The sequence below is a fragment of the Herbiconiux solani NBRC 106740 genome (assembly GCF_001571005.1).
GTDB classification, from domain to species: domain Bacteria; phylum Actinomycetota; class Actinomycetes; order Actinomycetales; family Microbacteriaceae; genus Herbiconiux; species Herbiconiux solani.
In genome coordinates, this window is record NZ_BCST01000007.1 from 126,307 (window position 1) to 144,828 (window position 18,522).

The following is an 18,522-nucleotide window of genomic DNA, read 5'->3' on the forward strand; positions in this document are numbered from 1 at the left end:
TCAGCTGCGCTCGGCCTCGACCTCGTCCAGCTCGAGATCCTCTTCGAGTTCCTCGTCCCGCTCCCGCGTCGCCTCGGCCTTCGACGCCGAAACCGCACCCGCCCCGCGCCCCCGCGCGACGGCGGAGAACGACCCGGTCGGCGTCACCGAGTCCGCCATCCGGTCACCTGCCCCGAACACCACCCGCAACCGCCGGTCCACCACCCGCAACCGTGCCGCGCGATACCGCACCAGCCAGAGCACACCGAGTCCGAACGCCACGAAGCCCGACACGGCCGCGACCCCGAGCCCCCACCGCGGCCCGAAGGTGTTCGCGACGGCGCCGAGCAGCGGCGCACCGATCGGCGTGCCTCCCATGAACACGGCCATGTAGAGGGCCATCACGCGGCCGCGCATCCGGGGGTCGGTCGTGGTCTGCACGGTGCCGTTCGCGGTCGTCATGAGGATCTGCCCCGCGAAGCCGATCAGCACCAGCGCCCCGGCGAACAGCCAGTACGAGGGCGAGAGGGCTGCGAGCAGCGCGCTCACCCCGAACCCGGCCGAGGCCAGGAAGACCAGGCGCACCCGCGGCTTGTCCCGGCTCGCCGAGACCAGCGCGCCCGCCACCGACCCGATCGCCATGATCGAGGTCAGGATGCCGAAGCCCGCCGAGTCCAGGCCGAACTCCACGGTCGCCATGGTCGAGGTGAAGATCTGGTAGTTGAAGCCGAAGGTGCCGATGACGAAGACGATCAGGAACACGATGAGCAGATCCGGCCGCCCGCGCACGTACCGGAACCCCTCGAGCAGCTGCCCGCGCTCCCGGCTCGCCCGCGGCACGGGTACGAGCCGGGAGGGGCGGATGAACTTCAGCGACACCAGCACCGCCGCGAAGGTCAGCGCGTTGATGACGAACACCCAGCCCGCGCCGACCGCGACCACCAGGAGGCCCGCGACCGCCGGCCCGATCGTGCGGGCGGTGTTGAACGAGGCCGAGTTGAGCGCCACCGCGTTGCCCACGTCCGAGCCAGTGACCAGCTCGGAGACGAAGGTCTGGCGCACCGGGGCGTCGATCGCGGAGGCGATGCCGAGCAGCAGGGCGAAGACGTACACGATCCAGAGCTGCGCCACCCCGGAGAGCACGATCACGCCGAGACCGAGCCCCAGCAGGGCCATCGCGAGCTGCGTGGCCATCAGGGTGTGCCGCCGGTCGAACCGGTCGGCGATCCACCCGGAGAAGGGCACGAGGAGCAGCTGCGGCCCTAGTTGCAGGGCGGTCGTGATGCCGAGCGCCACCGCGTCGTGGTCGCTGAGCTCGGTGAGCACGATCCAGTCCTGGGCCGTGCGCTGCATCCAGGTGCCGACGTTCGAGACGAGGGCGCCGGCGAACCAGATGCGGTAGTCGATGCTCGAGAGCGAGCGGAACATCGCGCTCACTCGGCCACCAACCGCTGCATGATCGCGGTGGCTGACGCGAGCGCCTCGCGGTCGGCGGGGGAGAGGGCGGCCAGCCGGCGCTCGAGCCAGGCGTCCCGCTGGCGCCGGGTGGCGATGACGACCTCGCGGCCCGCATCCGTGACGTCGACCAGCACCATCCGCCGGTCGGAGTCGCTCGGCGAGCGGGCGATGTACCCGGCGAGCTGCAGGGCGTTCAGCGTGCGGTTCATCGACGGCGGCGAAACGTGCTCGTAGACGCTGAGTTCGCCCGGCGTCGTCGCCCCCTTGCGCACCAGGTAGGCGAGCACCGCGCTCTGGCCGGGGCTCAGCTCGTCGTCCGCCCGCTCCTGACGGATGCGCCGCGCGAGGTGCAGGGTCGCCATGCGGAGGTCGGGGCTGAGCTCGGACGCGTCGGTGGTGGGGATTCCGCCCGCGGTCGTGGCCGCCGCTGGGGCCCCTGCCGTCTGCATCGCGTCGACCGTCATGTAATTATCATACGCTAATTACCTTGGCTAACGACCTGTCCATCGCCTTCTCCCCAGCACCCCCTCTGGGCGCGTTCGCTCACAGCCCGCTCCGGCACCCCCGCCGACCGGTTAAACTGGCTGCACGATGGCTACTTTTGGAACACTCTCGGACAGGCTCGCCGAAACCTTCAAGAACCTCCGCACGAAGGGCAAGCTGAGCCCTGCGGATGTGGACAGCACGGTCCGCGAGATCCGCCGCGCCCTGCTCGACGCCGACGTCGCGCTCGACGTCGTCAAGGAGTTCACGGGCAAGGTCCGCGAGCGTGCGCTCGGCGACGAGGTCAACCGTGCGCTGAACCCGGCCCAGCAGGTCGTGCAGATCGTCAACGAGGAGCTCGTGCAGATCCTCGGCGGCCAGCAGCGCCGCCTCGAGTTCGCGAAGCGCCCGCCGACCGTCATCATGCTCGCGGGTCTGCAGGGTGCGGGTAAGACGACCCTCGCCGGCAAGCTCGCGAAGTGGCTCGCGAAAGAGAACCACACCCCGATCCTGGTCGCGGCCGACCTCCAGCGCCCCAACGCCGTCAACCAGCTCCAGGTCGTCGGCAGCCAGGCGGGCGTCCCCGTCTTCGCCCCCGAGCCCGGCAATGGCGTCGGCAACCCGGTGCGCGTGGCGAAGGACTCGATCAAGTACGCCATCGACAAGCAGTACGACACGGTCATCATCGACACCGCCGGACGCCTGGGTGTCGACGCCGACATGATGAAGCAGGCCGCCGACATCCGCAAGGCCACGAACCCCGACGAGGTGCTGTTCGTGATCGACGCGATGATCGGTCAGGATGCCGTCGCGACCGCCCGCGCCTTCCAGGAGGGCGTCGACTTCACGGGCGTCGTGCTCACGAAGCTCGACGGAGACGCTCGAGGCGGCGCCGCACTGTCGGTCGCATCCGTCACCGGCCGTCCGATCATCTTCGCCTCGACCGGTGAGACGCTGGACGACTTCGAGCCCTTCCACCCCGACCGGATGGCGAGCCGCATCCTCGACCTGGGTGACATCCTCACCCTGATCGAGCAGGCGCAGTCGGCCTTCGACGAAGACGAGGCGCGAAAGGTCGCGGAGAAGTTCGCGACCGACTCCTTCACGCTCGACGACTTCCTGAAGCAGATGCAGCAGCTGCGCAACGTCGGGTCGATCAAGAAGATGATGGGCATGCTCCCGGGCGCCGGCGGTCTCAAGCAGCAGCTCGAGAACTTCGACGAGAAGGAGATCGTGCGCACCGAGGCGATCATCCAGTCGATGACCAAGGCCGAGCGCACGAATCCGAAGCTCCTGAACGGCTCGCGACGCCTGCGCATCGCGAAGGGTTCGGGCATGACCGTGACCGACGTGAACCAGCTGGTCCAGCGCTTCGAGCAGGCCTCGAAGATGATGAAGACGGTCGCCAAGGGCGGCGTGCCGAACGTGCCCGGAATGGGGCCGATCCCGGGCGCCGGCTTCGGCGGCGGGCGCGGCAAGCAGCAGGCCAAGAAGAAGAGCGGATCGCGCTCGGGCAACCCCGCCAAGCGGGCCGCCGAGAACGCGGCGCTCGCCTCGGGCGAGAAGGCCGCGGTCACGGCCGGGACGTCGGGGGGAGCGGGCTTCGGCCTCGGCTCGAAGGCCGTCGACGGCACGCCGAACCCGAGCCCGGAGGAGCTGGAAGCCCTGCAGCGCTTCTTGCGCTGACAGGAGGTTAGGGTACCCTTCCCTGTGTGACCTCCTCCGTGCAGACCCTCGTTCAACCGTTCCGGCTCTTCGAGGTGCGGCTCACGGGGCGGAGGCCGCTGAGCGACAACTTCGTGCGCTTCACCTTCTCGGGCGCCGACCTCGACCGGTTCGCCGACAACGGGTACGACCAGCGGATCAAGCTGATCTTTCCGGTGGCGGGCGACGACTTCGGTGACGGCCTAGGCACGGGCTCGGGCGCCGGTGCCGACTCGGGTTGCGCTGCCCTGATGGGCTCCCAGGAGGACTGGTACACCGTCTGGCGCGACCTGCCCGACGAGACCCGCCCGCCCATCCGCACCTACACGATCCGCGCCGTGCGCCCCGAACAGGGCGAGATCGACGTCGACATCGTGCTGCACGGACTCGTCGGCGTCGCCTCGACCTGGGCCTCCACCGCCCCGCTCGGCTCGTCGCTGATCATCTGCGGCCCCAATGCCGACCACGACGGCGTGCACGGCGGCATCGACTTCCACCTCCCGGCGCGCACCGGCCGCATCCTCGTCGCCGGTGACGAGACGGCGCTCCCGGCGATCGCCAACATCCTCGAGAAGCTGCCGGCGGATGCACGGGGTTGCGCGCTCGTCGAGGTTCCGGATGCGGGCGACTCCGCCGCCCTCCCGTCCCACCCCGGCATCGAGGTGATCGTGGTCGGGCGCGGAGCCCGCGCCCACGGCGAGGCGCTGGTGCCGCTGGTGCGGGAGCACGCGGGGCGGCTGCTGGACGACGCGGCTGCGCCTGTCACTTTCTCGTCTGCGGCCTCTGCCGGTCCGGTTGCCCTCGACGACGTCGACGTCGACCACGACATGCTCTGGGAGGTTCCCGAGGAGGATCCGGAGGCCGCTGGAACCCCGCTGTACGCCTGGCTCGCCGGAGAGGCCGGGGTCATCAAGCTCCTCCGCCGGCACCTCGTCGCCGAGCGTGGGATCGACCGGCGCAGCGTCGCGTTCATGGGCTACTGGCGGCACGGCAAGTCCGAAGGAGACTGACGCCGGGAGTTCATCCCGGGCGCCAGGGGAGTGCCTAAGCTGAAAACATGACGACACCTCCCCGCCCTGTGCGCATCGGCGTGCAGATCGCTCCCCAGCACTCTTCGTACGCCACCATCCGCGACACCCTCGCCCAGCTCGAAGACCTCGGCGTCGACATCGCCTTCAACTGGGACCACTTCTACCCGCTCTCGGGCGACCCGGACGGCACGCACTTCGAGGGCTGGACCATGCTGGCCGCGTGGGCGGAGCAGACCAGCCGCATCCAATTCGGCCCGCTCGTCACCTGCAACAGCTACCGAAACCCCGACCTGCTCGCCGACATGGCCCGCACCGTCGACCACATCAGCGCGAAGGACGGCGAGGGCCGCCTGGTCTTCGGCATCGGCTCGGGCTGGTTCGAGCGCGACTACGACGAGTACGGCTACGACTTCGGCACAGCAGGTCAGCGCCTCGACGCCCTCTCGGAGGCGCTGCCGCGGATCGAGGAGCGCTGGCGCAAGCTCAACCCGCGCCCCACGCGGGACATCCCCGTGCTGATCGGTGGCGGCGGCGAGAAGAAGACGCTCCGGATCGTCGCGCAGCACGCCGACATCTGGCACTCCTTCTCGGACACCGAGACGCTCGAGCGCAAGCTCGTCGTGCTCCGCGACTGGTGCGAGAAGGTCGACCGCGACTTCGGCGAGATCGAGATCTCGACCGGTGTGAGCGGTGCCGACGGCTCGCGCGCCCTCGCGCTCGACCGCCAGCTCGAGCTCGGCGTCACCCTCTTCACCCTCGGCATCACGGGTCCCGACCTCGACATGGATGCGGTGAAGAAGCTCGTGGCCTGGCGGGAGAGCGTGAGCTGAGCTGAGGGTTCTGGGCCGGGCGGGGTGCGCGCTCGGCGCGAGGGTCTTGGGTGACGCTGTAGTCCTGCTGTGCTAGCTGCGGCGGGGCCCGTGCTTCGCGCGGGCTCCGCCGGTCGCGCCGGTCCCTGCCCGGCGCGACGCGACATGTTCGGCTGAGGTCGCTATCGCGGCCTCGGCCTCACCCTGGGTCGTCGAAAACTGCCTGTCACGTTCGTATCCCACCCACTGCTTCGGTTCGAAAATGTGGCGCGACCGGTCCTCCTTGTCGGCCTGAATGGACCCTTGCGGTCATGCCCTGCCCTGAGCTCAGGCGGGAGACCGATCGCGACGGGCCGTACTCGATGACCCAGGGTGAGCGCGCGGCCGCGATAGCGACCGCACGTGAACATGTCGCCCGCGCCGGGCAGGGACCGGCGCGGTCCGGAGCAGCCGCGCGCAGCACGGCTGCTCCGGCAGCCAGCACGGCTAGCTGAGCCCGTGCCTCAGCTCCTTCGTAAGCGAGGCGACCACGGCCCGGAGGCTGCCGCCGTTCGCCTCGGCGACGCGGAGCTGACGCTGGTAACTGGCGCCGTGGTCGAGGATCAGGTTCACCTGATCGAGTTCCGCCGCGCAGCCCAGCCGCTCGGCGACCGGCGCGAGGCGGACGAGTTCGCCGCGCACCGCATCCGTCACCAGCTGCTCGTCGCCGGCGGAGTTCAGGATGATCTCGGCCTCCATCCCGTATCGCGCCGCCCGCCACTTGTTCTCGCGCACGTACCAGGGCTGCATGGTCGGCAGCTCTTCGCCGTCGTCGAGGCGCTGCGACATGTCGTCGACGAGGCACTGGATGAGCGCGGCGACCGCGCCGATCTCCTCGGGGCTCGAGAGCCCGTCGCAGGCGCGCATCTCGACCGTGCCCCATTGCGGGCTGGGGCGGATGTCCCATCGCACCTCCGTGTGGTCACTGATCACGCCGGTGCGGATGAGGTCGTCGACGTACTCCTCGTAGTTCGCCCAGCTGCCGAACTGATAGGGCAGACCCGCGGTGGGCAGCTGCTGGAACATCAGCGCGCGATTGCTCGCGTACCCCGTGTTCACCCCGCCCCAGAACGGGCTCGACGCACTGAGCGCCTGCAGGTGCGGGTAGTAGTTGAGCAGCGAGTTGACGATCGGCAGCGCCTTCTCGCTGTCGTCGATGCCGACGTGCACGTGGATTCCCCAGATCATCATGTTGCGCCCCCACCACTGGGTGCGGTCGATGAGCTTGTGGTACCGCTCCTTGTCGGTGACGGTCTGGTCGAACCACTGGCCGAAGGGGTGCGACCCGGCGCACATCAGCTCGACGTCGAGCGGGTCGGTGATGGCGCGCACCTCGGCGAGCTGGGACTGCAGGTCGTCGACCGCATCCTTCACGTGGTGGTGCACCTTCGAGACGAGCTCGACCGTGTTGAGCAGCAGTTCGCCCGTGATCTGCGGATGCTCGGACCCGTCCGGGCCCTTCAATGACTCCAGCACCTCGGCCGCGACCGAGACGAGATCGCCCGAGCTCTGCTCGACGAGGGCGACCTCCCACTCGATCCCGAGGGTGGATCGCTCTGACGGCGCGAAGCTGATCTGCATGGACGACCTCTCGAGAATTACCGCTTTGCCAGCAATATCTGTCAGAATAGCCAGTCGAGTCCGCCCTCGCCCGACCCTCTAATCAGGCGGCGCGGATTCTCTTAGAGCTTTTGCCGAGTGTGCCCCCACGCTCACGGCTGTCAGTTCGCCCACCTCGAAGATCACACAGGAGAATTGTGGCTGTCAAAATCCGTCTGAAGCGCCTCGGCAAGATCCGTGCGCCCTACTACCGCATCGTCGTCGCCGACTCGCGCACCAAGCGCGACGGTCGAGTGATCGAGGAGATCGGTCTGTACCACCCGACCGAGGAGCCCTCGGTCATCAAGGTCGACTCCGACCGCGCCCAGTACTGGCTCTCCGTCGGCGCGCAGCCGACCGAGCAGGTCACCGCGCTGCTGAAGCTCACCGGCGACTGGGGCAAGTTCAAGGGCGACGCGGATGCCGTGTCGACCGTCCGCGTCAAGGGCGAGAAGGAAGCCTACGTCGCCGACGAGAAGAAGAAGCCCGTCCTCAAGCCCAAGGCCGAGAAGCCCGCCGTCGTCGAGGCCGAGGCCGCTGCTGACGCCGAGGCTGCTGCCGAGACCGACACCGAGGCCAACGAGGTCGCGGTCGAGGCTGCCGAAGACGCTGCGGACAAGGCCTGACCTTGCTCGCTCCCGCTCTCGAGCACCTCGTCAAGGGGATCGTCGACAACCCCGGTGAGGTACACGTCGTCACGAAGAGCTCGCCTCGCGGCGAGGTCCTCGAGGTGCGTGTGCACCCGGACGACCTGGGTCGCGTGATCGGCCGATCGGGGCGCACCGCGAAGGCGCTGCGCACGCTCGTCACCGCTCTTGCCGATGGCAAGCGCGTTCGCGTGGACGTGGTGGACACCGATTACTGAGAACAACAGCACCCAGTTGCGGGTCGGCCGGCTCACGAAGGCCCACGGGCTGAAGGGCGCGATCAAGCTGGAGATGTTCACCGATGACCCGGAACGGCGTTTTGTTCCGGGCGCGGTGTTCACCCTCCAGGTGCCGACCTCGTCGCCGTGGCACGGCAAGACCCTCGAACTGACCGAGCTGCGCTGGTACAACGGGCATCCGGTCGGCTTCTTCAAGGGCGTCTCTGACCGCACGGCGGCCGAGGGCCTGGTCAAGGCGATCCTCTGGATCGACCTCGACGAGGCCGAAGCCTCCGACGAGGAGGACGCGTGGTACGACCACCAGCTGGTGGGCCTGCGCGTGGTCCGCGACGGTGAGCAGGTCGGAACCGTGCGGCTCGTCGAGCACCTGCCGGCGCAGGACCTGCTGATCGTCAAGACGCCGTCGGGCGAGGTGATGGTGCCGTTCGTGAAGGCGATCGTGCCGTCGGTCGATCTCGAGGCGGGCGTGGTCACGGTCACGCCGCCGGCGGGCCTCTTCGAGGACCTGCCGGAGGAGCCTTCGGACGCGGCTGACGCCGCTTCCGAGCCTCCGGGCGAGGGCGTAGCCGAGTAAGTCTGCAAATAACGAGGACCGATGCCAAATACGGCATCGGTCCTCGTTATTTGCAGGGAAACTCCGTCCGCCATAATCTGAGCATGACTCAGGTGCTCGAGATGGTGTCCCGGCTCGGCGGGATCGCGTCCGTGGCGGCGCTGAATTCGCGCGGAATCCCCTCCGGGCTCATCCATGGCGCGGTCGAGCGAGGGCAGCTCGAACGGGTCCGTCGCGGATGGGTCGCACTGCCGGATGCGCCGGTGGACGCCGTTCGGGCCGTGCGCGTGGGCGGACGGGTGTCCTGCTTGTCCGTGCTGAAGTCCGAGAAGATCTGGTGCGCCCGCGACTCCCGCCTACATATCCGCGTGCCGGCCCGCGTCTCCGAACTCTCCTCCCCCCACGACCGCCGCATCCCCCTCGGCCGCCCCGAGCGGTTCGGCATCACGGTGCACCGCTCGCTCCGCGCTTCGGGCCTCGCCGAACCAGAGGGCCCCGTCGACTCCTTCACCTGGGCGCTGCTGCACTCGATCGTCTGCCAGTCGAAGACCGACGCGATCGTCACCCTCGACTCCGCACTGTCGCAGCGACGCATCAGCCGCACCGAGCTCGAGTTCCTGGTCGCCGAGCTCCCCACGCTCTACCGCGGATACCTCGATCTCACCGACCCCGGTGCCGCATCCGGCCTCGAGACGAAGGCGCGGCTCGGACTCCACCGCTACAACATCCCGTACCGCAGCCAGGTGCCCATCCCCGGCGCCGGCTTCGTCGACCTGCTCATCGGCGACCGCCTCGTGCTCGAACTCGACGGCCGCGAGTGGCACTCGAGCGACGCCGCCTTCACCGAGGACCGCCGCCGCGACCTCACCCTCGCCGAGCTCGGCTGCCTGGTGCTCCGCCTCAGCTACGACCAGGTGATGGGGGAGTGGAGCCGGGTGATCGCGGTCATCCGCGCCCTCGTCGCGCGCGGCGAGCACCGCTGGTCGGCCCGGCACCGCCGAGACGGGCTGGCGGTGCGATTCGGCTGAGGGCCCGCCGTTAGGCTTTGGGGATGCGCATCGACGTCGTCACGATCTTCCCCGAGTTCTTCGACGTGCTCGACATCTCGCTGCTGGGGCGGGCGCGGCAGACGGGGATCCTCGACGTGCGGGCGCACAACCTCCGCGACTTCACGCACGATCGTCATCGCACGGTCGACGACACCCCCTACGGTGGCGGAGCCGGCATGGTCATGAAGCCCGAGCCGTGGGGCGAGGCGCTTGACGCCGTCCTCGGCGAGGGGAAGCCTGGCGAGCTGGCATCCGCCCCCGTCGTCATCTTCCCCTCGCCCGCAGGCACCGTCTTCACCCAGAAGATGGCGCGTGAGCTCGCCGGCCGCGAGCACCTGGTCTTCGGATGCGGGCGGTACGAAGGCATCGACCAGCGCGTCTTCGAGCACACGGCCGAGCGCGCCGAGGTGCGCCTGGTCAGTCTCGGCGACTACGTGCTGAACGGCGGCGAGGTCGCCGTCATGGCGATGATCGAGGCGATCGGCCGGCTCATCCCCGGCGTCGTCGGCAACCCGGAGAGCCTCGTCGAGGAGTCGCACGAGGACGGGTTGCTCGAGTATCCGAGCTACACCAAGCCCGCGACCTGGCGGGGGCTCGAGGTGCCGCCGATCCTGCTGAGCGGCAACCACGGCGCGATCGAGCGCTGGCGCCACGAGCAGCAGGTCGAGCGCACGCGGCGGGTGCGGCCGGACCTGCTGCCGCCGGAGTAGCGCGCGCGTTCGCGACCGTGAGGCCCCGTGACCAACGCGCGGGGCCGCCGCGCGCATCCAGGTCGGGTCAGCCCCGGTCGGTCAGAACCAGCGGCCCGTCCGCGGTGATCGCGATCGTGTGCTCCATGTGCGCCCCGATCGACCCATCGGCCGATCGCAGGGTCCACCCATCCTTGTCGGTGAAGATCTTTTCGGTCGTCTCGAGGAACCACGGCTCGATCGCGATCACGAGCCCCTCGCGCAGCGGCAGCCCCCGGCCGGCGCGCCCCTGGTTCGGCACGTGCGGGTCGCCGTGCATCGTGCGCCCCACGCCGTGGCCGCCGAAGTCGGTGTTGACGCCGTAGCCTGCCTCGGTCGCGACGGCTCCGATGGCGGCCGAGATGTCGCCGAGCCGGTTGCCCGGGCGTGCGGCGTCGATGCCGGCGGCGAGGGCGGCGGTGGTGACCTCGATCAGCCGCGTGTCCTCGGTCGAACGGGGCGTGCCGACGACCACGGTCAGCGCCGAGTCGGCGACCCAGCCGTCGACGGAAGCCGCGAAGTCCAGGCTCAGCACGTCCCCGTCTCGCAGCGCGTAGTCGAAGGGCAGCCCGTGCAGCACCGCGTCGTTGACGCTCGTGCAGAGCACCTTGCCGAAGGGCGAGGCCCCGAACGACGGGTGGTAGTCGATGTAGCAGCTCTCGGCACCGCGGGCCTTGATCATGTCGTGGGCGATGCGGTCGAGCTTCAGCAGGTTCACGCCGACGGCCGTGCGCGCGGCGAGCTCGGTCAGGACCTCGGCGACGAACGCACCCGCCGGCCGCATCTGCTCGATCTCGGCGGGGGTCTTCAGTTCGATCATGACGAGTCCTTCCAGGCGTGCGAGGGCGATCAGAGGGGGATCGAAGCGCCCATGTAGACCCTACCCACCCGGATCACAGCGAACATCCGGAGTAGCTGCATACTCTGAAGGGGTGTTCATCCGACGGGCCTTCTTCTACTGGCAGTTCCCCGCTGCGGTGATCCTCCCCGCGTGGATCCTGGTCGGCTGGGGCGTCTTCGCCGCCACCGGCTGGCAGATCATCGGCCTGATCGTCGGCGTCATGATGCTCACGCTCGGGATGCTGGCGACCGCCGGCCTCATCTTCGCGCGCAAAGACGTGCGGGCCGAGCGGGCGGTGTCGTGGCTGGATGCTGCGCTGCTGACGGTGCTGCACGGCCTGATCATCGCGGTCGGCTTCTTCACCCCTGCAACGGCGCTGCTCAGCACGCTGGTCGTCGTGGCGGTCATCGCCCTGTTCTGGTCGGGCGTCGTGCAGCTGATCGTCGAGACGCGCCGCCGGGTGCGCGCGGTCGTCGAGAACTTCGAGGCGCAGGCGGCCCGGGTCACCGGGGCCCCGCAAGCGCCGCGGGTCGACGGCGAGTACATCGTCATCCAGAGCACCGAGCGCACGATCCCGCCGCGGATCTGACCGTCCGACGCATCTGCGTTGCCTTTTCTGGCGTCGCAAGAACTTCGTCCTGACGGTGCGATCGGCGCCTTTTGCGCCGCCTCCGCGATCTATGGCACAATTGACCCTTGTGCCGCGGCCCGGCTCTGCCACAGGGGAGCCAGCAATCATCGGGCACATCCTCTTACTGACATCGAAGCCGTAGTCGACCTGTGGCGGGTACAGATTGCGAACACACCATGCACATCCTCGACTCAGTCGATGCAACGTCGCTCCGCAGCGACATCCCCGACTTCCGTGCCGGCGACACCGTCAAGGTGCACGTGAACATCGTCGAAGGTACGCGCTCGCGTATCCAGGTCTTCCAGGGCGTCGTCATCGCCCGCAAGAACGAGGGCGTCCGCGAGACCTTCACGGTCCGCAAGGTCAGCTTCCAGGTGGGCGTCGAGCGTACCTTCCCGGTGCACTCCCCAGTGATCGACCACATCGAGGTCGTCACCCGCGGTGACGTGCGTCGCGCGAAGCTCTACTACCTCCGCAACCTGCGCGGCAAGAAGGCCAAGATCAAGGAGAAGCGCGACGCGTAGTCTCCGAATTCGCCCGAAGCGGCCCTGCCGCTGAGAGTCATCCTGAGCTCCCGACCACTACAGTGGTTCGGGAGCTCAGGCGGTTAAATGACAGAAACATCCGTGCCGGCGCACGAGAGCAGCGAAGACAGCTCGAACGATCGACGTTCGAAGCGTTCGCGCAGTGCGTGGCTGTTCGCCCGCGACCTCTTGATCATCTTCGTGATCGCGCTCCTCGCGTCGGTCTTGATCAAGACGTTCCTGGTGCGATCGTTCTACATCCCCTCGGGGTCGATGCAGAACACGCTGCAGATCAACGACCGCATCCTGGTCAACCAGCTCGTTCCGGGCGTCGTGCCGCTCGAGCGGGGTGACGTGGTCGTGTTCAAAGATCCGGGGGGCTGGCTCACGCCGACCGTCGAGCAGCCGAAGAACCCCGTCACCGCCGCCCTCGACTGGGTGCTCCAGGGTGTCGGGCTCGCGCCGGACGACGCCGATGACCACCTGATCAAGCGCGTCATCGGCCTGCCGGGCGATCACGTCGAGTGCTGCAACGCCCTCGGCCAGATGTCGGTGAACGGCGTCCCGCTCGACGAGGCGGCCTACACGAAGCTGCCGGACGGTGTGTCTTCGGTGTCGCAGAACCCGTTCGACGTCACGGTGCCGGCCGACTCGCTCTGGGTGATGGGCGACAACCGCTACAACTCGGCCGACTCGCGGTTCAACCAGGATCAGCCGGGCAAGGGCTTCGTGCCGATCGGCAACGTCGTCGGGCGGGCCGTGGTCGTGACCTGGCCGCTGGATCACTGGGCGTGGCTCGACAACTACGGCAGCGTGTTCAGCGGGATCCCGGATCCGACGTCGACTCCGGCGGCTCTGTCGTCTGCGCCGGTCGCTCCTGCGGGGTTGCCTGCCGGACAGTCGTTCGACAGCGTCTTCGACCCCCGATCCGCGCTGACGGATGCGGCGGGCTCGGCCCCCGAGACCGGTTCCGGAGCCCTCTGGTGACTCCCGTCGCCGACCCCACGCTCCGGCTCGAGCGCTCGCTCGTGGCCGAGCGCGGCGGCCTGATCATCGGGTGTGATGAGGTCGGGCGCGGTGCGCTCGCGGGCCCCGTCGCCGTGGGCGTCTGCGTGGTCGAGGTGAAGCGTTCGACGCGCGTTCCGGCGGGTCTGCGCGATTCCAAGATGCTGTCCGAGCTGCGCCGTGAGCAGCTGGCGCCGGTGGCGATGTCGTGGGGAGTCGCCCACGCGGTCGGCTACGCCTCGGCGGCCGAGATCGACGAGATCGGGATCACGGCGTGCCTGGGACTCGCGGGGTGGCGTGCGATGGCGGAGCTGGCTTTGGGCGGCGTCGATCTCGGCGCCGCGACCGTCGTGCTCGACGGGCATTTCGACTGGTTGACGCGGACGTTCGATTCGTCGATCGCGACGATGGCTTCGTTCGACTCCTCAGGCTCCGCGGGCGGTGCCGGATTCGGATCTGGTGCTGGAGCCGCCGCGGTTCGCAGCGCAAGTGCTCTCGCCGGGCTGTCGGCGCTGCCGATGGTGCGCACGCGCATCAAGGCCGACCGTGACTGCGCGTCGGTGGCGGCCGCATCCGTGATCTCGAAGGTCGCCCGCGACCGGATGATGATCGAGCACCACGACGACTTCCCCGACTACGGCTGGGCGCGCAACAAGGGGTATGGCAGCGAGGAGCATCGCGACGCGATCCTCACGCGCGGTGCGACGGATCTGCACCGGCACACCTGGCTCTCGGGCATCCTGGCCGGCGAGACGGCCGTGGCTCTGGACGGGTTCGAGGCTGTGGACGAGCCGGATCCTGTGGACGCGTTCGTGCTGTCGCAGGCCTCAGCGCTGTCGCAAGCATCCGGGCCGTCGCCGGTGCCGACGGCGGGTACCGCTGCCGCATCCGGGGCCGGGGATGCCGCATCCGCCCCTCGGCGCATGGACGACGGCTCCGCGGCCTAGACTGGTCCCACGATGGACGAAGACGAATTCGAGGACTACGACCGCGAGGTCGAGCTGGCCCTCTACCGCGAGTACCGGGACGTGGTCTCGCAGTTCAAGTACGTGATCGAGACCGAGCGCCGCTTCTACCTGGCGAACGAGGTCGAGCTCGCCCGGCGCGACACCGAGCACGACTTCTACTTCGAGCTGACGATGAACGATGTGTGGGTGTGGGACGTGTACCGTTCCGACCGCTTCGTGAAGTCGGTGCGGGTGCTGACCTTCAAAGACGTCAACGTCGAGGAGCTCTCGAGCAAGGACTTCGAGCTGCCCAAGGAGCTCGCGCTCGACGAGTAGGTCGTTGCGCTCTGTCTGCAGCCTCTAGCTCTTAGCTCGTCCTGCGGTTTCTGGCTTTCTGCCTTCTTGCTTTTCTGGCTTCCTCGCTTTCTGCACAGCCCGGTCGTCCGTGGCCGTTCTCCACAGATCTCTTCTCGCGGCTCCTCCGCCTCCGCCCTCCCGGCACCCTTGTCGCGGAGGTACTGATGAGACCGAAAGACGAACTGGGCCGGCGCGGCGAAGACCTCGCCGCTGAGCACCTGACGGGGGCGGGCCTGACGCTCGTCGAGCGCAACTGGCGATGTCCGGCGGGCGAGATCGACATCGTCGCCGTCGACGGCGGCACCCTCGTGCTCGTCGAGGTGAAGACGCGGACGAGCACGGCCTACGGGCATCCGTTCGAGGCGATCACCCCAGGCAAGCTGAGGCGGCTGCATCTGCTCGCGGGGTCGTGGTTCGAGGTGCGTGAGGCCGGTCGAAGGCGTCCGTTCCGTGTCGATGTGGTGGGGATCATCTGGCCGACGCTCGGAGATCCGAACGTGCAGCATCTGCGCGGGGTGTCGTGATGGGGCCGAGGTGCTCCCGTCCCGCCGCTGCGCTTGCTCCGTCGGTTTCGTCGGTTCCGTCTGTCCCGTCTGTCTCGTCAGGGGTGCGCTGATGGTGGCGCGAACGCTCTCGGTCGCCCTGCTCGGCATGAGCGGTGCGGTCGTCGAGGTCGAGGCGCACATCGCCGACGCGATCCCCGGCTTCCAGCTGATCGGGTTGCCGGATGCCGCGCTCTCCGACGCGAAAGACCGCGTCCGGGCTGCGGCCGCGAACGACGGATGCCCGCTGCCGGCCAAAAAGATCGTCGTCAACCTCTCGCCGGCGGCGCTTCCGAAGCAAGGCTCGACCTACGACCTGGCGATCGCTGTCGCGGTCCTCTCGGCGGAGGGGCTCGTCGCTGCCGAGGCGATCGCGTCGGTGGTCCATCTGGGCGAGTTGAGTCTCGACGGCCGGGTGCGCCCGATGCAGGGAGTCCTGCCCGCGATCGTGGCGGCGCGGGCGGCCGGGTACACGCGGTTCGTGGTGCCGCGCGGCAACGAGGCCGAGGCGATGCTGGTGCCGGACGTCGAGATCACGACGGTCTCCTCGCTCCGCGACACCCTCATCCGGCACGGCGCCGAGCTCGACCCCGAGCCGGTTGAGCCGATCACGCTCCCGGTTCCGGATGCGGTCCCCGTCGACTCCGGCGACCTCGCCGATGTCGTCGGCAATCCGGATGCGGTGGAGGCCCTCGTCGTCGCTGCCGCAGGTGGGCATCACCTCCTCATGCTCGGCCCGCCCGGTGCGGGCAAGACGATGTTGGCCCACCGCCTCCCCGCGCTGCTGCCGGATCTCGACCCGGAGCAGTCCCTTGTCGTCACCTCCCTGTCGTCCCTGGCGGGTCAGCCGCTCACCGGCCTGATCACACGGCCCCCGATCGAGAGTCCGCACCACACCTCGTCGGCGGCCGCTCTCGTCGGTGGCGGTTCGCGGGTGATCCGCCCCGGTGCGGCGGCGCGTGCTGCGCACGGCGTCCTGTTCCTCGACGAGGCGCCCGAGTTCCCGACCTCCGTGCTCGACTCCTTGCGGCAGCCGCTCGAGTCCGGAACCATCTCGATCCACCGAGCCAACGCCGTCGCGCACTTTCCTGGCCGCTTCCAACTCGTGCTCGCCGCGAACCCGTGTCCCTGCGGTCAGTACGGCACGTCTGACATCCCGTGCACCTGCACGCCCATCGGCCGACGACGTTATCTGGCCCGGCTGTCCGGCCCCTTGCTCGACCGTGTCGACCTGCAGCTGCGGGTGAACCGCGTCACGTCGTCGGCAGTCCGTTTGCGGGGCGAGGGAGCCGCTCACACCACCACTGCTATCGCCCGCTCGCGAGTCGTCGCGGCCCGTGCGGTCGCGCGCGAGCGCCTCTCAGCGACCCCCTGGAAGACGAACGCCGAAGTCCCCGGCGCCTGGTTCCGAGCGCCGGCCCGACGTCTCGCACCCGCGGTGACCGCGCCGATCGATCGCGCCCTCGAGCGCGGAACCCTCACCATGCGCGGCTACGACCGCGTCCTCCGCGTCGCGTGGACCCTCGCCGACCTCGACGCCGCGTCCGCCCCGACCGCCGAGCACCTCGGGTGGGCCCTTTACCTCCGGAAGTCGGTGGCCGCATGACCCTCCTCTACCAACTCGACAGCGCCCTGGTCCGCTCCCTCGTAGAGGCGGTCACGATAACGCCCGCATCACCGGCGATCGGTGCGCTCGCGAAGCAGCGAGCCGAACCTGACACGGCACCGCACCGGTCGCCAGACGTTCAACCCGACGACGGCGCAAACGCGACTACGGGTGTGCCCGCGAGTAACGACATCGGCGCAGACAGCGAAATCGCTGTGAGGCAGAGCACGATTTCGGATGTCGGCACTGACTCCGACACGAGCGCAGACTCTGCGGCGCGGCTTCGGCTGGGAGCGGAAGCGGTGGAGGGCGGGGCGGAGCTCGACGACGGGCGGGTGGCGCGGCTGTTCGCGGCGGCGGGGTGGTCGACGATCGCGGAGCCCGGCGACGCGATCGCCGGGTTGGTCGTGCTCGCACTCGGCGCCGACAGGTCGCTCACCATGCTGATCGAGCGGCGCACTGCGGGGGAGTGGCTGGCGGTGATGCCCGAGGCGGTCGGCGAGGTGCTGTCCGAGTCCGACCTCGAGGCGGCGATCGAGCGGTGGACTCCACGGCTCGCGTCGAGGCTCGTCGTGGCCGCCTTGCGAGCGGCGGCGAAGGTCGGGGCGACGCTGCTCGTTCCGGGTGATCCGCAGTGGCCCACCGGGTTCGACGCGCTGGGTGTCCATGCGCCGCTCGCGCTCTGGGTTCGAGGTGACCCGAGTGCGCTCGAGCCGCCCGGCGGTGCGATCGCGATCGTCGGCTCGCGTGACGCCACGAACTACGGGGAGCACATGGCGATGGACCTCGCCTCGGGCCTCTCCGACCGCGGCTTCACCGTCGTCTCGGGGGCCGCGTACGGCATCGACGGGATGGCGCACCGTGCGACCCTCGCCAGTCGCGGAACGACGGTCGCGTACCTCGCAGGTGGGGTCGACCGGCTCTATCCCACCGCGCACCACGACCTCCTCCTGCGCGTGGCGCACACCGGGGCGGTCGCGTCCGAGCTGCCGTGCGGTGCCGCACCCACCCGCTGGCGTTTTCTCCAACGCAACCGCTTGATCGCGGCCGCCAGCCAGGCGACGGTGGTCGTGGAGGCGGGGCACCGTTCCGGTTCCCTCAACACGGCGGGCCATGCAGCATCGATGGGACGACCCCTCGGGGCCGTGCCCGGTCCCGTCACAAGTGCGAGTTCGGCCGGCTGTCACCGTCTCCTCCGTGAGTACGACGCCGTCTGCGTCACGTCCGCCGCCGACGTCGTCGAGCTGGTCCTCGGCCCGCCCGACCCGAACTCCCCGCCGCTTCCGTCCAGCCCGCCTGATCCGCCCCCTCCGCCATCACCTCCGACGTCGCCGATGGGATCCTCGAAGCCGCGATCTGCGCCCGCCCCCTCAGCGACGCCGAGGCGGTGGCTCCCGTCGATCGACCCGAACGCGGACGGCGAGAAAGACAGGGCCCGTCGAGTCGCGACTTCGCGGGAGCGCACCGCCGATGCGACCCGAGTCCTCGACGCCATGAGCCATCGCTCCGCCCGCGGGGTGGACGACCTGGCGCGACGCACCGGTATGTCGCCCCGATCGGTCTCGGTGAACCTAGGAGTCCTCACGCTGGAATCCGCGGTCCACGAAACCCCGGGCGGCTGGCTGCGCACCTAGCCCTGCGCTGGACCGATGGCTCGCCCGCCTGGACGCACCGGCACCAGTCCCGCTACCTCGCCACGCAACGTCGTGGCGCCAGCGACGGGGTGGGGCGAGGCGGGCAGCGCGATGGGC

19 protein-coding genes and 1 pseudogene are annotated in these 18,522 nt (G+C 69.3%); 16 read left to right on the forward strand and 4 right to left on the reverse strand.

Annotated features, from left to right (window positions below):
* Together HSO01S_RS14005 and HSO01S_RS14010 are read right to left on the reverse strand one after the other, a co-directional pair.
* Positions 1–1,416, reverse strand: coding sequence for an MFS transporter (locus tag HSO01S_RS14005; protein ID WP_066042588.1), 1,416 nt, complete (start codon positions 1,414–1,416; stop codon positions 1–3).
* On the reverse strand, positions 1,413–1,901 hold the full coding sequence (locus HSO01S_RS14010) for a MarR family winged helix-turn-helix transcriptional regulator (RefSeq protein ID WP_245636013.1): 489 nt from the start codon (positions 1,899–1,901) through the stop codon (positions 1,413–1,415). Before HSO01S_RS14010 ends, HSO01S_RS14005 begins: the two co-directional genes overlap by 4 nt.
* Before the next feature lie 127 nt (positions 1,902–2,028).
* Here HSO01S_RS14010 and ffh point away from each other — a divergent pair, with 127 nt between their 5' ends.
* From ffh to HSO01S_RS14025, 3 genes are read left to right on the forward strand one after another with little or no spacing between them, the layout of a single operon-like run.
* The gene (ffh, locus tag HSO01S_RS14015; protein WP_066042591.1) at positions 2,029–3,606 is read left to right on the forward strand and encodes a signal recognition particle protein; all 1,578 of its coding nucleotides are present in this window, start codon (positions 2,029–2,031) and stop codon (positions 3,604–3,606) included.
* Between the two features lie 26 nt (positions 3,607–3,632).
* A complete protein-coding gene (locus tag HSO01S_RS14020; protein ID WP_066042594.1) occupies positions 3,633–4,634 on the forward strand; it encodes a siderophore-interacting protein in 1,002 nt (333 codons plus the stop codon).
* A 47-nt stretch (positions 4,635–4,681) separates the two neighbouring features.
* On the forward strand, positions 4,682–5,485 hold the full coding sequence (locus HSO01S_RS14025; protein WP_066042596.1) for an LLM class F420-dependent oxidoreductase: 804 nt from the start codon (positions 4,682–4,684) through the stop codon (positions 5,483–5,485).
* 465 nt (positions 5,486–5,950) lie between these two features.
* Here HSO01S_RS14025 and HSO01S_RS14030 read toward each other — a convergent pair whose 3' ends face one another.
* Positions 5,951–7,084 carry a glutamate--cysteine ligase gene (locus HSO01S_RS14030; protein ID WP_066042598.1) on the reverse strand — a complete coding sequence of 378 codons (1,134 nt, stop codon included), beginning with the start codon at positions 7,082–7,084 and terminating at the stop codon, positions 5,951–5,953.
* 176 nt (positions 7,085–7,260) lie between these two features.
* On the opposite strand from HSO01S_RS14030, the gene rpsP reads away from it, so the two are divergent.
* The 5 genes from rpsP to trmD all read left to right on the forward strand — a co-directional run bounded on the left by rpsP (position 7,261) and on the right by trmD (position 10,300).
* Positions 7,261–7,728 carry a 30S ribosomal protein S16 gene (gene rpsP, locus HSO01S_RS14035; RefSeq protein ID WP_066042600.1) on the forward strand — a complete coding sequence of 156 codons (468 nt, stop codon included), beginning with the start codon at positions 7,261–7,263 and terminating at the stop codon, positions 7,726–7,728.
* A 2-nt stretch (positions 7,729–7,730) separates the two neighbouring features.
* Positions 7,731–7,967 (forward strand): RNA-binding protein, encoded by a 237-nt coding sequence (locus HSO01S_RS14040; RefSeq protein ID WP_066042604.1) that lies wholly within the window; start codon positions 7,731–7,733, stop codon positions 7,965–7,967.
* Positions 7,924–8,562 (forward strand): ribosome maturation factor RimM, encoded by a 639-nt coding sequence (gene rimM, locus HSO01S_RS14045; protein WP_066042607.1) that lies wholly within the window; start codon positions 7,924–7,926, stop codon positions 8,560–8,562. The genes HSO01S_RS14040 and rimM overlap by 44 nt, the downstream gene beginning before the upstream one ends.
* Before the next feature lie 83 nt (positions 8,563–8,645).
* Positions 8,646–9,569 carry a type IV toxin-antitoxin system AbiEi family antitoxin domain-containing protein gene (locus HSO01S_RS14050; RefSeq protein ID WP_066042609.1) on the forward strand — a complete coding sequence of 308 codons (924 nt, stop codon included), beginning with the start codon at positions 8,646–8,648 and terminating at the stop codon, positions 9,567–9,569.
* A gap of 23 nt (positions 9,570–9,592) precedes the next feature.
* Positions 9,593–10,300: a tRNA (guanosine(37)-N1)-methyltransferase TrmD gene (trmD, locus tag HSO01S_RS14055; protein WP_066042612.1), complete on the forward strand. Its 708-nt coding sequence runs from the start codon at positions 9,593–9,595 to the stop codon at positions 10,298–10,300.
* A 67-nt stretch (positions 10,301–10,367) separates the two neighbouring features.
* Here trmD and map read toward each other — a convergent pair whose 3' ends face one another.
* Positions 10,368–11,138: a type I methionyl aminopeptidase gene (gene map, locus HSO01S_RS14060; protein WP_066042615.1), complete on the reverse strand. Its 771-nt coding sequence runs from the start codon at positions 11,136–11,138 to the stop codon at positions 10,368–10,370.
* Positions 11,139–11,250: 112 nt separating this feature from the next.
* Here map and HSO01S_RS14065 point away from each other — a divergent pair, with 112 nt between their 5' ends.
* From HSO01S_RS14065 to dprA, 8 genes and pseudogenes are all read left to right on the forward strand, one after another.
* Complete coding sequence (locus tag HSO01S_RS14065; protein ID WP_066042618.1) at positions 11,251–11,748, forward strand: hypothetical protein; 498 nt, start codon at positions 11,251–11,253, stop codon at positions 11,746–11,748.
* 218 nt (positions 11,749–11,966) lie between these two features.
* Positions 11,967–12,314 carry a 50S ribosomal protein L19 gene (rplS, locus tag HSO01S_RS14070; RefSeq protein WP_066042621.1) on the forward strand — a complete coding sequence of 116 codons (348 nt, stop codon included), beginning with the start codon at positions 11,967–11,969 and terminating at the stop codon, positions 12,312–12,314.
* Between the two features lie 87 nt (positions 12,315–12,401).
* A pseudogene (gene lepB / locus HSO01S_RS14075) lies at positions 12,402–13,148 on the forward strand (signal peptidase I); the annotation flags it as partial.
* A gap of 149 nt (positions 13,149–13,297) precedes the next feature.
* A complete protein-coding gene (gene rnhB, locus HSO01S_RS14080) occupies positions 13,298–14,266 on the forward strand; it encodes a ribonuclease HII (RefSeq protein ID WP_084361690.1) in 969 nt (322 codons plus the stop codon).
* A 12-nt stretch (positions 14,267–14,278) separates the two neighbouring features.
* Positions 14,279–14,602 carry a DUF2469 domain-containing protein gene (locus HSO01S_RS14085; RefSeq protein ID WP_022898285.1) on the forward strand — a complete coding sequence of 108 codons (324 nt, stop codon included), beginning with the start codon at positions 14,279–14,281 and terminating at the stop codon, positions 14,600–14,602.
* Positions 14,603–14,787: 185 nt separating this feature from the next.
* Positions 14,788–15,147, forward strand: a complete 360-nt coding sequence (locus HSO01S_RS14090) for a YraN family protein (RefSeq protein ID WP_066042624.1) — start codon at positions 14,788–14,790, stop codon at positions 15,145–15,147.
* A gap of 88 nt (positions 15,148–15,235) precedes the next feature.
* Complete coding sequence (locus HSO01S_RS14095) at positions 15,236–16,771, forward strand: YifB family Mg chelatase-like AAA ATPase (RefSeq protein WP_066042970.1); 1,536 nt, start codon at positions 15,236–15,238, stop codon at positions 16,769–16,771.
* A gap of 302 nt (positions 16,772–17,073) precedes the next feature.
* Positions 17,074–18,405 carry a DNA-processing protein DprA gene (gene dprA / locus HSO01S_RS14100; RefSeq protein ID WP_218003818.1) on the forward strand — a complete coding sequence of 444 codons (1,332 nt, stop codon included), beginning with the start codon at positions 17,074–17,076 and terminating at the stop codon, positions 18,403–18,405.
* Positions 18,406–18,522: the final 117 nt, after the last annotated feature.

Coding starts and splice junctions, on each gene's coding strand:
- map (WP_066042615.1), bottom strand. CDS start 11,138: ATGATCGAACTGAAGACCCCCGCCGAGATCGAGCAGATGCGGCCGGCG.
- HSO01S_RS14010 (WP_245636013.1), bottom strand. CDS start 1,901: ATGACGGTCGACGCGATGCAGACGGCAGGGGCCCCAGCGGCGGCCACG.
- HSO01S_RS14090 (WP_066042624.1), top strand. CDS start 14,788: ATGAGACCGAAAGACGAACTGGGCCGGCGCGGCGAAGACCTCGCCGCT.
- rplS (WP_066042621.1), top strand. CDS start 11,967: ATGCACATCCTCGACTCAGTCGATGCAACGTCGCTCCGCAGCGACATC.
- ffh (WP_066042591.1), top strand. CDS start 2,029: ATGGCTACTTTTGGAACACTCTCGGACAGGCTCGCCGAAACCTTCAAG.
- trmD (WP_066042612.1), top strand. CDS start 9,593: ATGCGCATCGACGTCGTCACGATCTTCCCCGAGTTCTTCGACGTGCTC.
- HSO01S_RS14025 (WP_066042596.1), top strand. CDS start 4,682: ATGACGACACCTCCCCGCCCTGTGCGCATCGGCGTGCAGATCGCTCCC.
- rimM (WP_066042607.1), top strand. CDS start 7,924: ATGGCAAGCGCGTTCGCGTGGACGTGGTGGACACCGATTACTGAGAAC.
- HSO01S_RS14050 (WP_066042609.1), top strand. CDS start 8,646: ATGACTCAGGTGCTCGAGATGGTGTCCCGGCTCGGCGGGATCGCGTCC.
- HSO01S_RS14085 (WP_022898285.1), top strand. CDS start 14,279: ATGGACGAAGACGAATTCGAGGACTACGACCGCGAGGTCGAGCTGGCC.
- HSO01S_RS14030 (WP_066042598.1), bottom strand. CDS start 7,084: ATGCAGATCAGCTTCGCGCCGTCAGAGCGATCCACCCTCGGGATCGAG.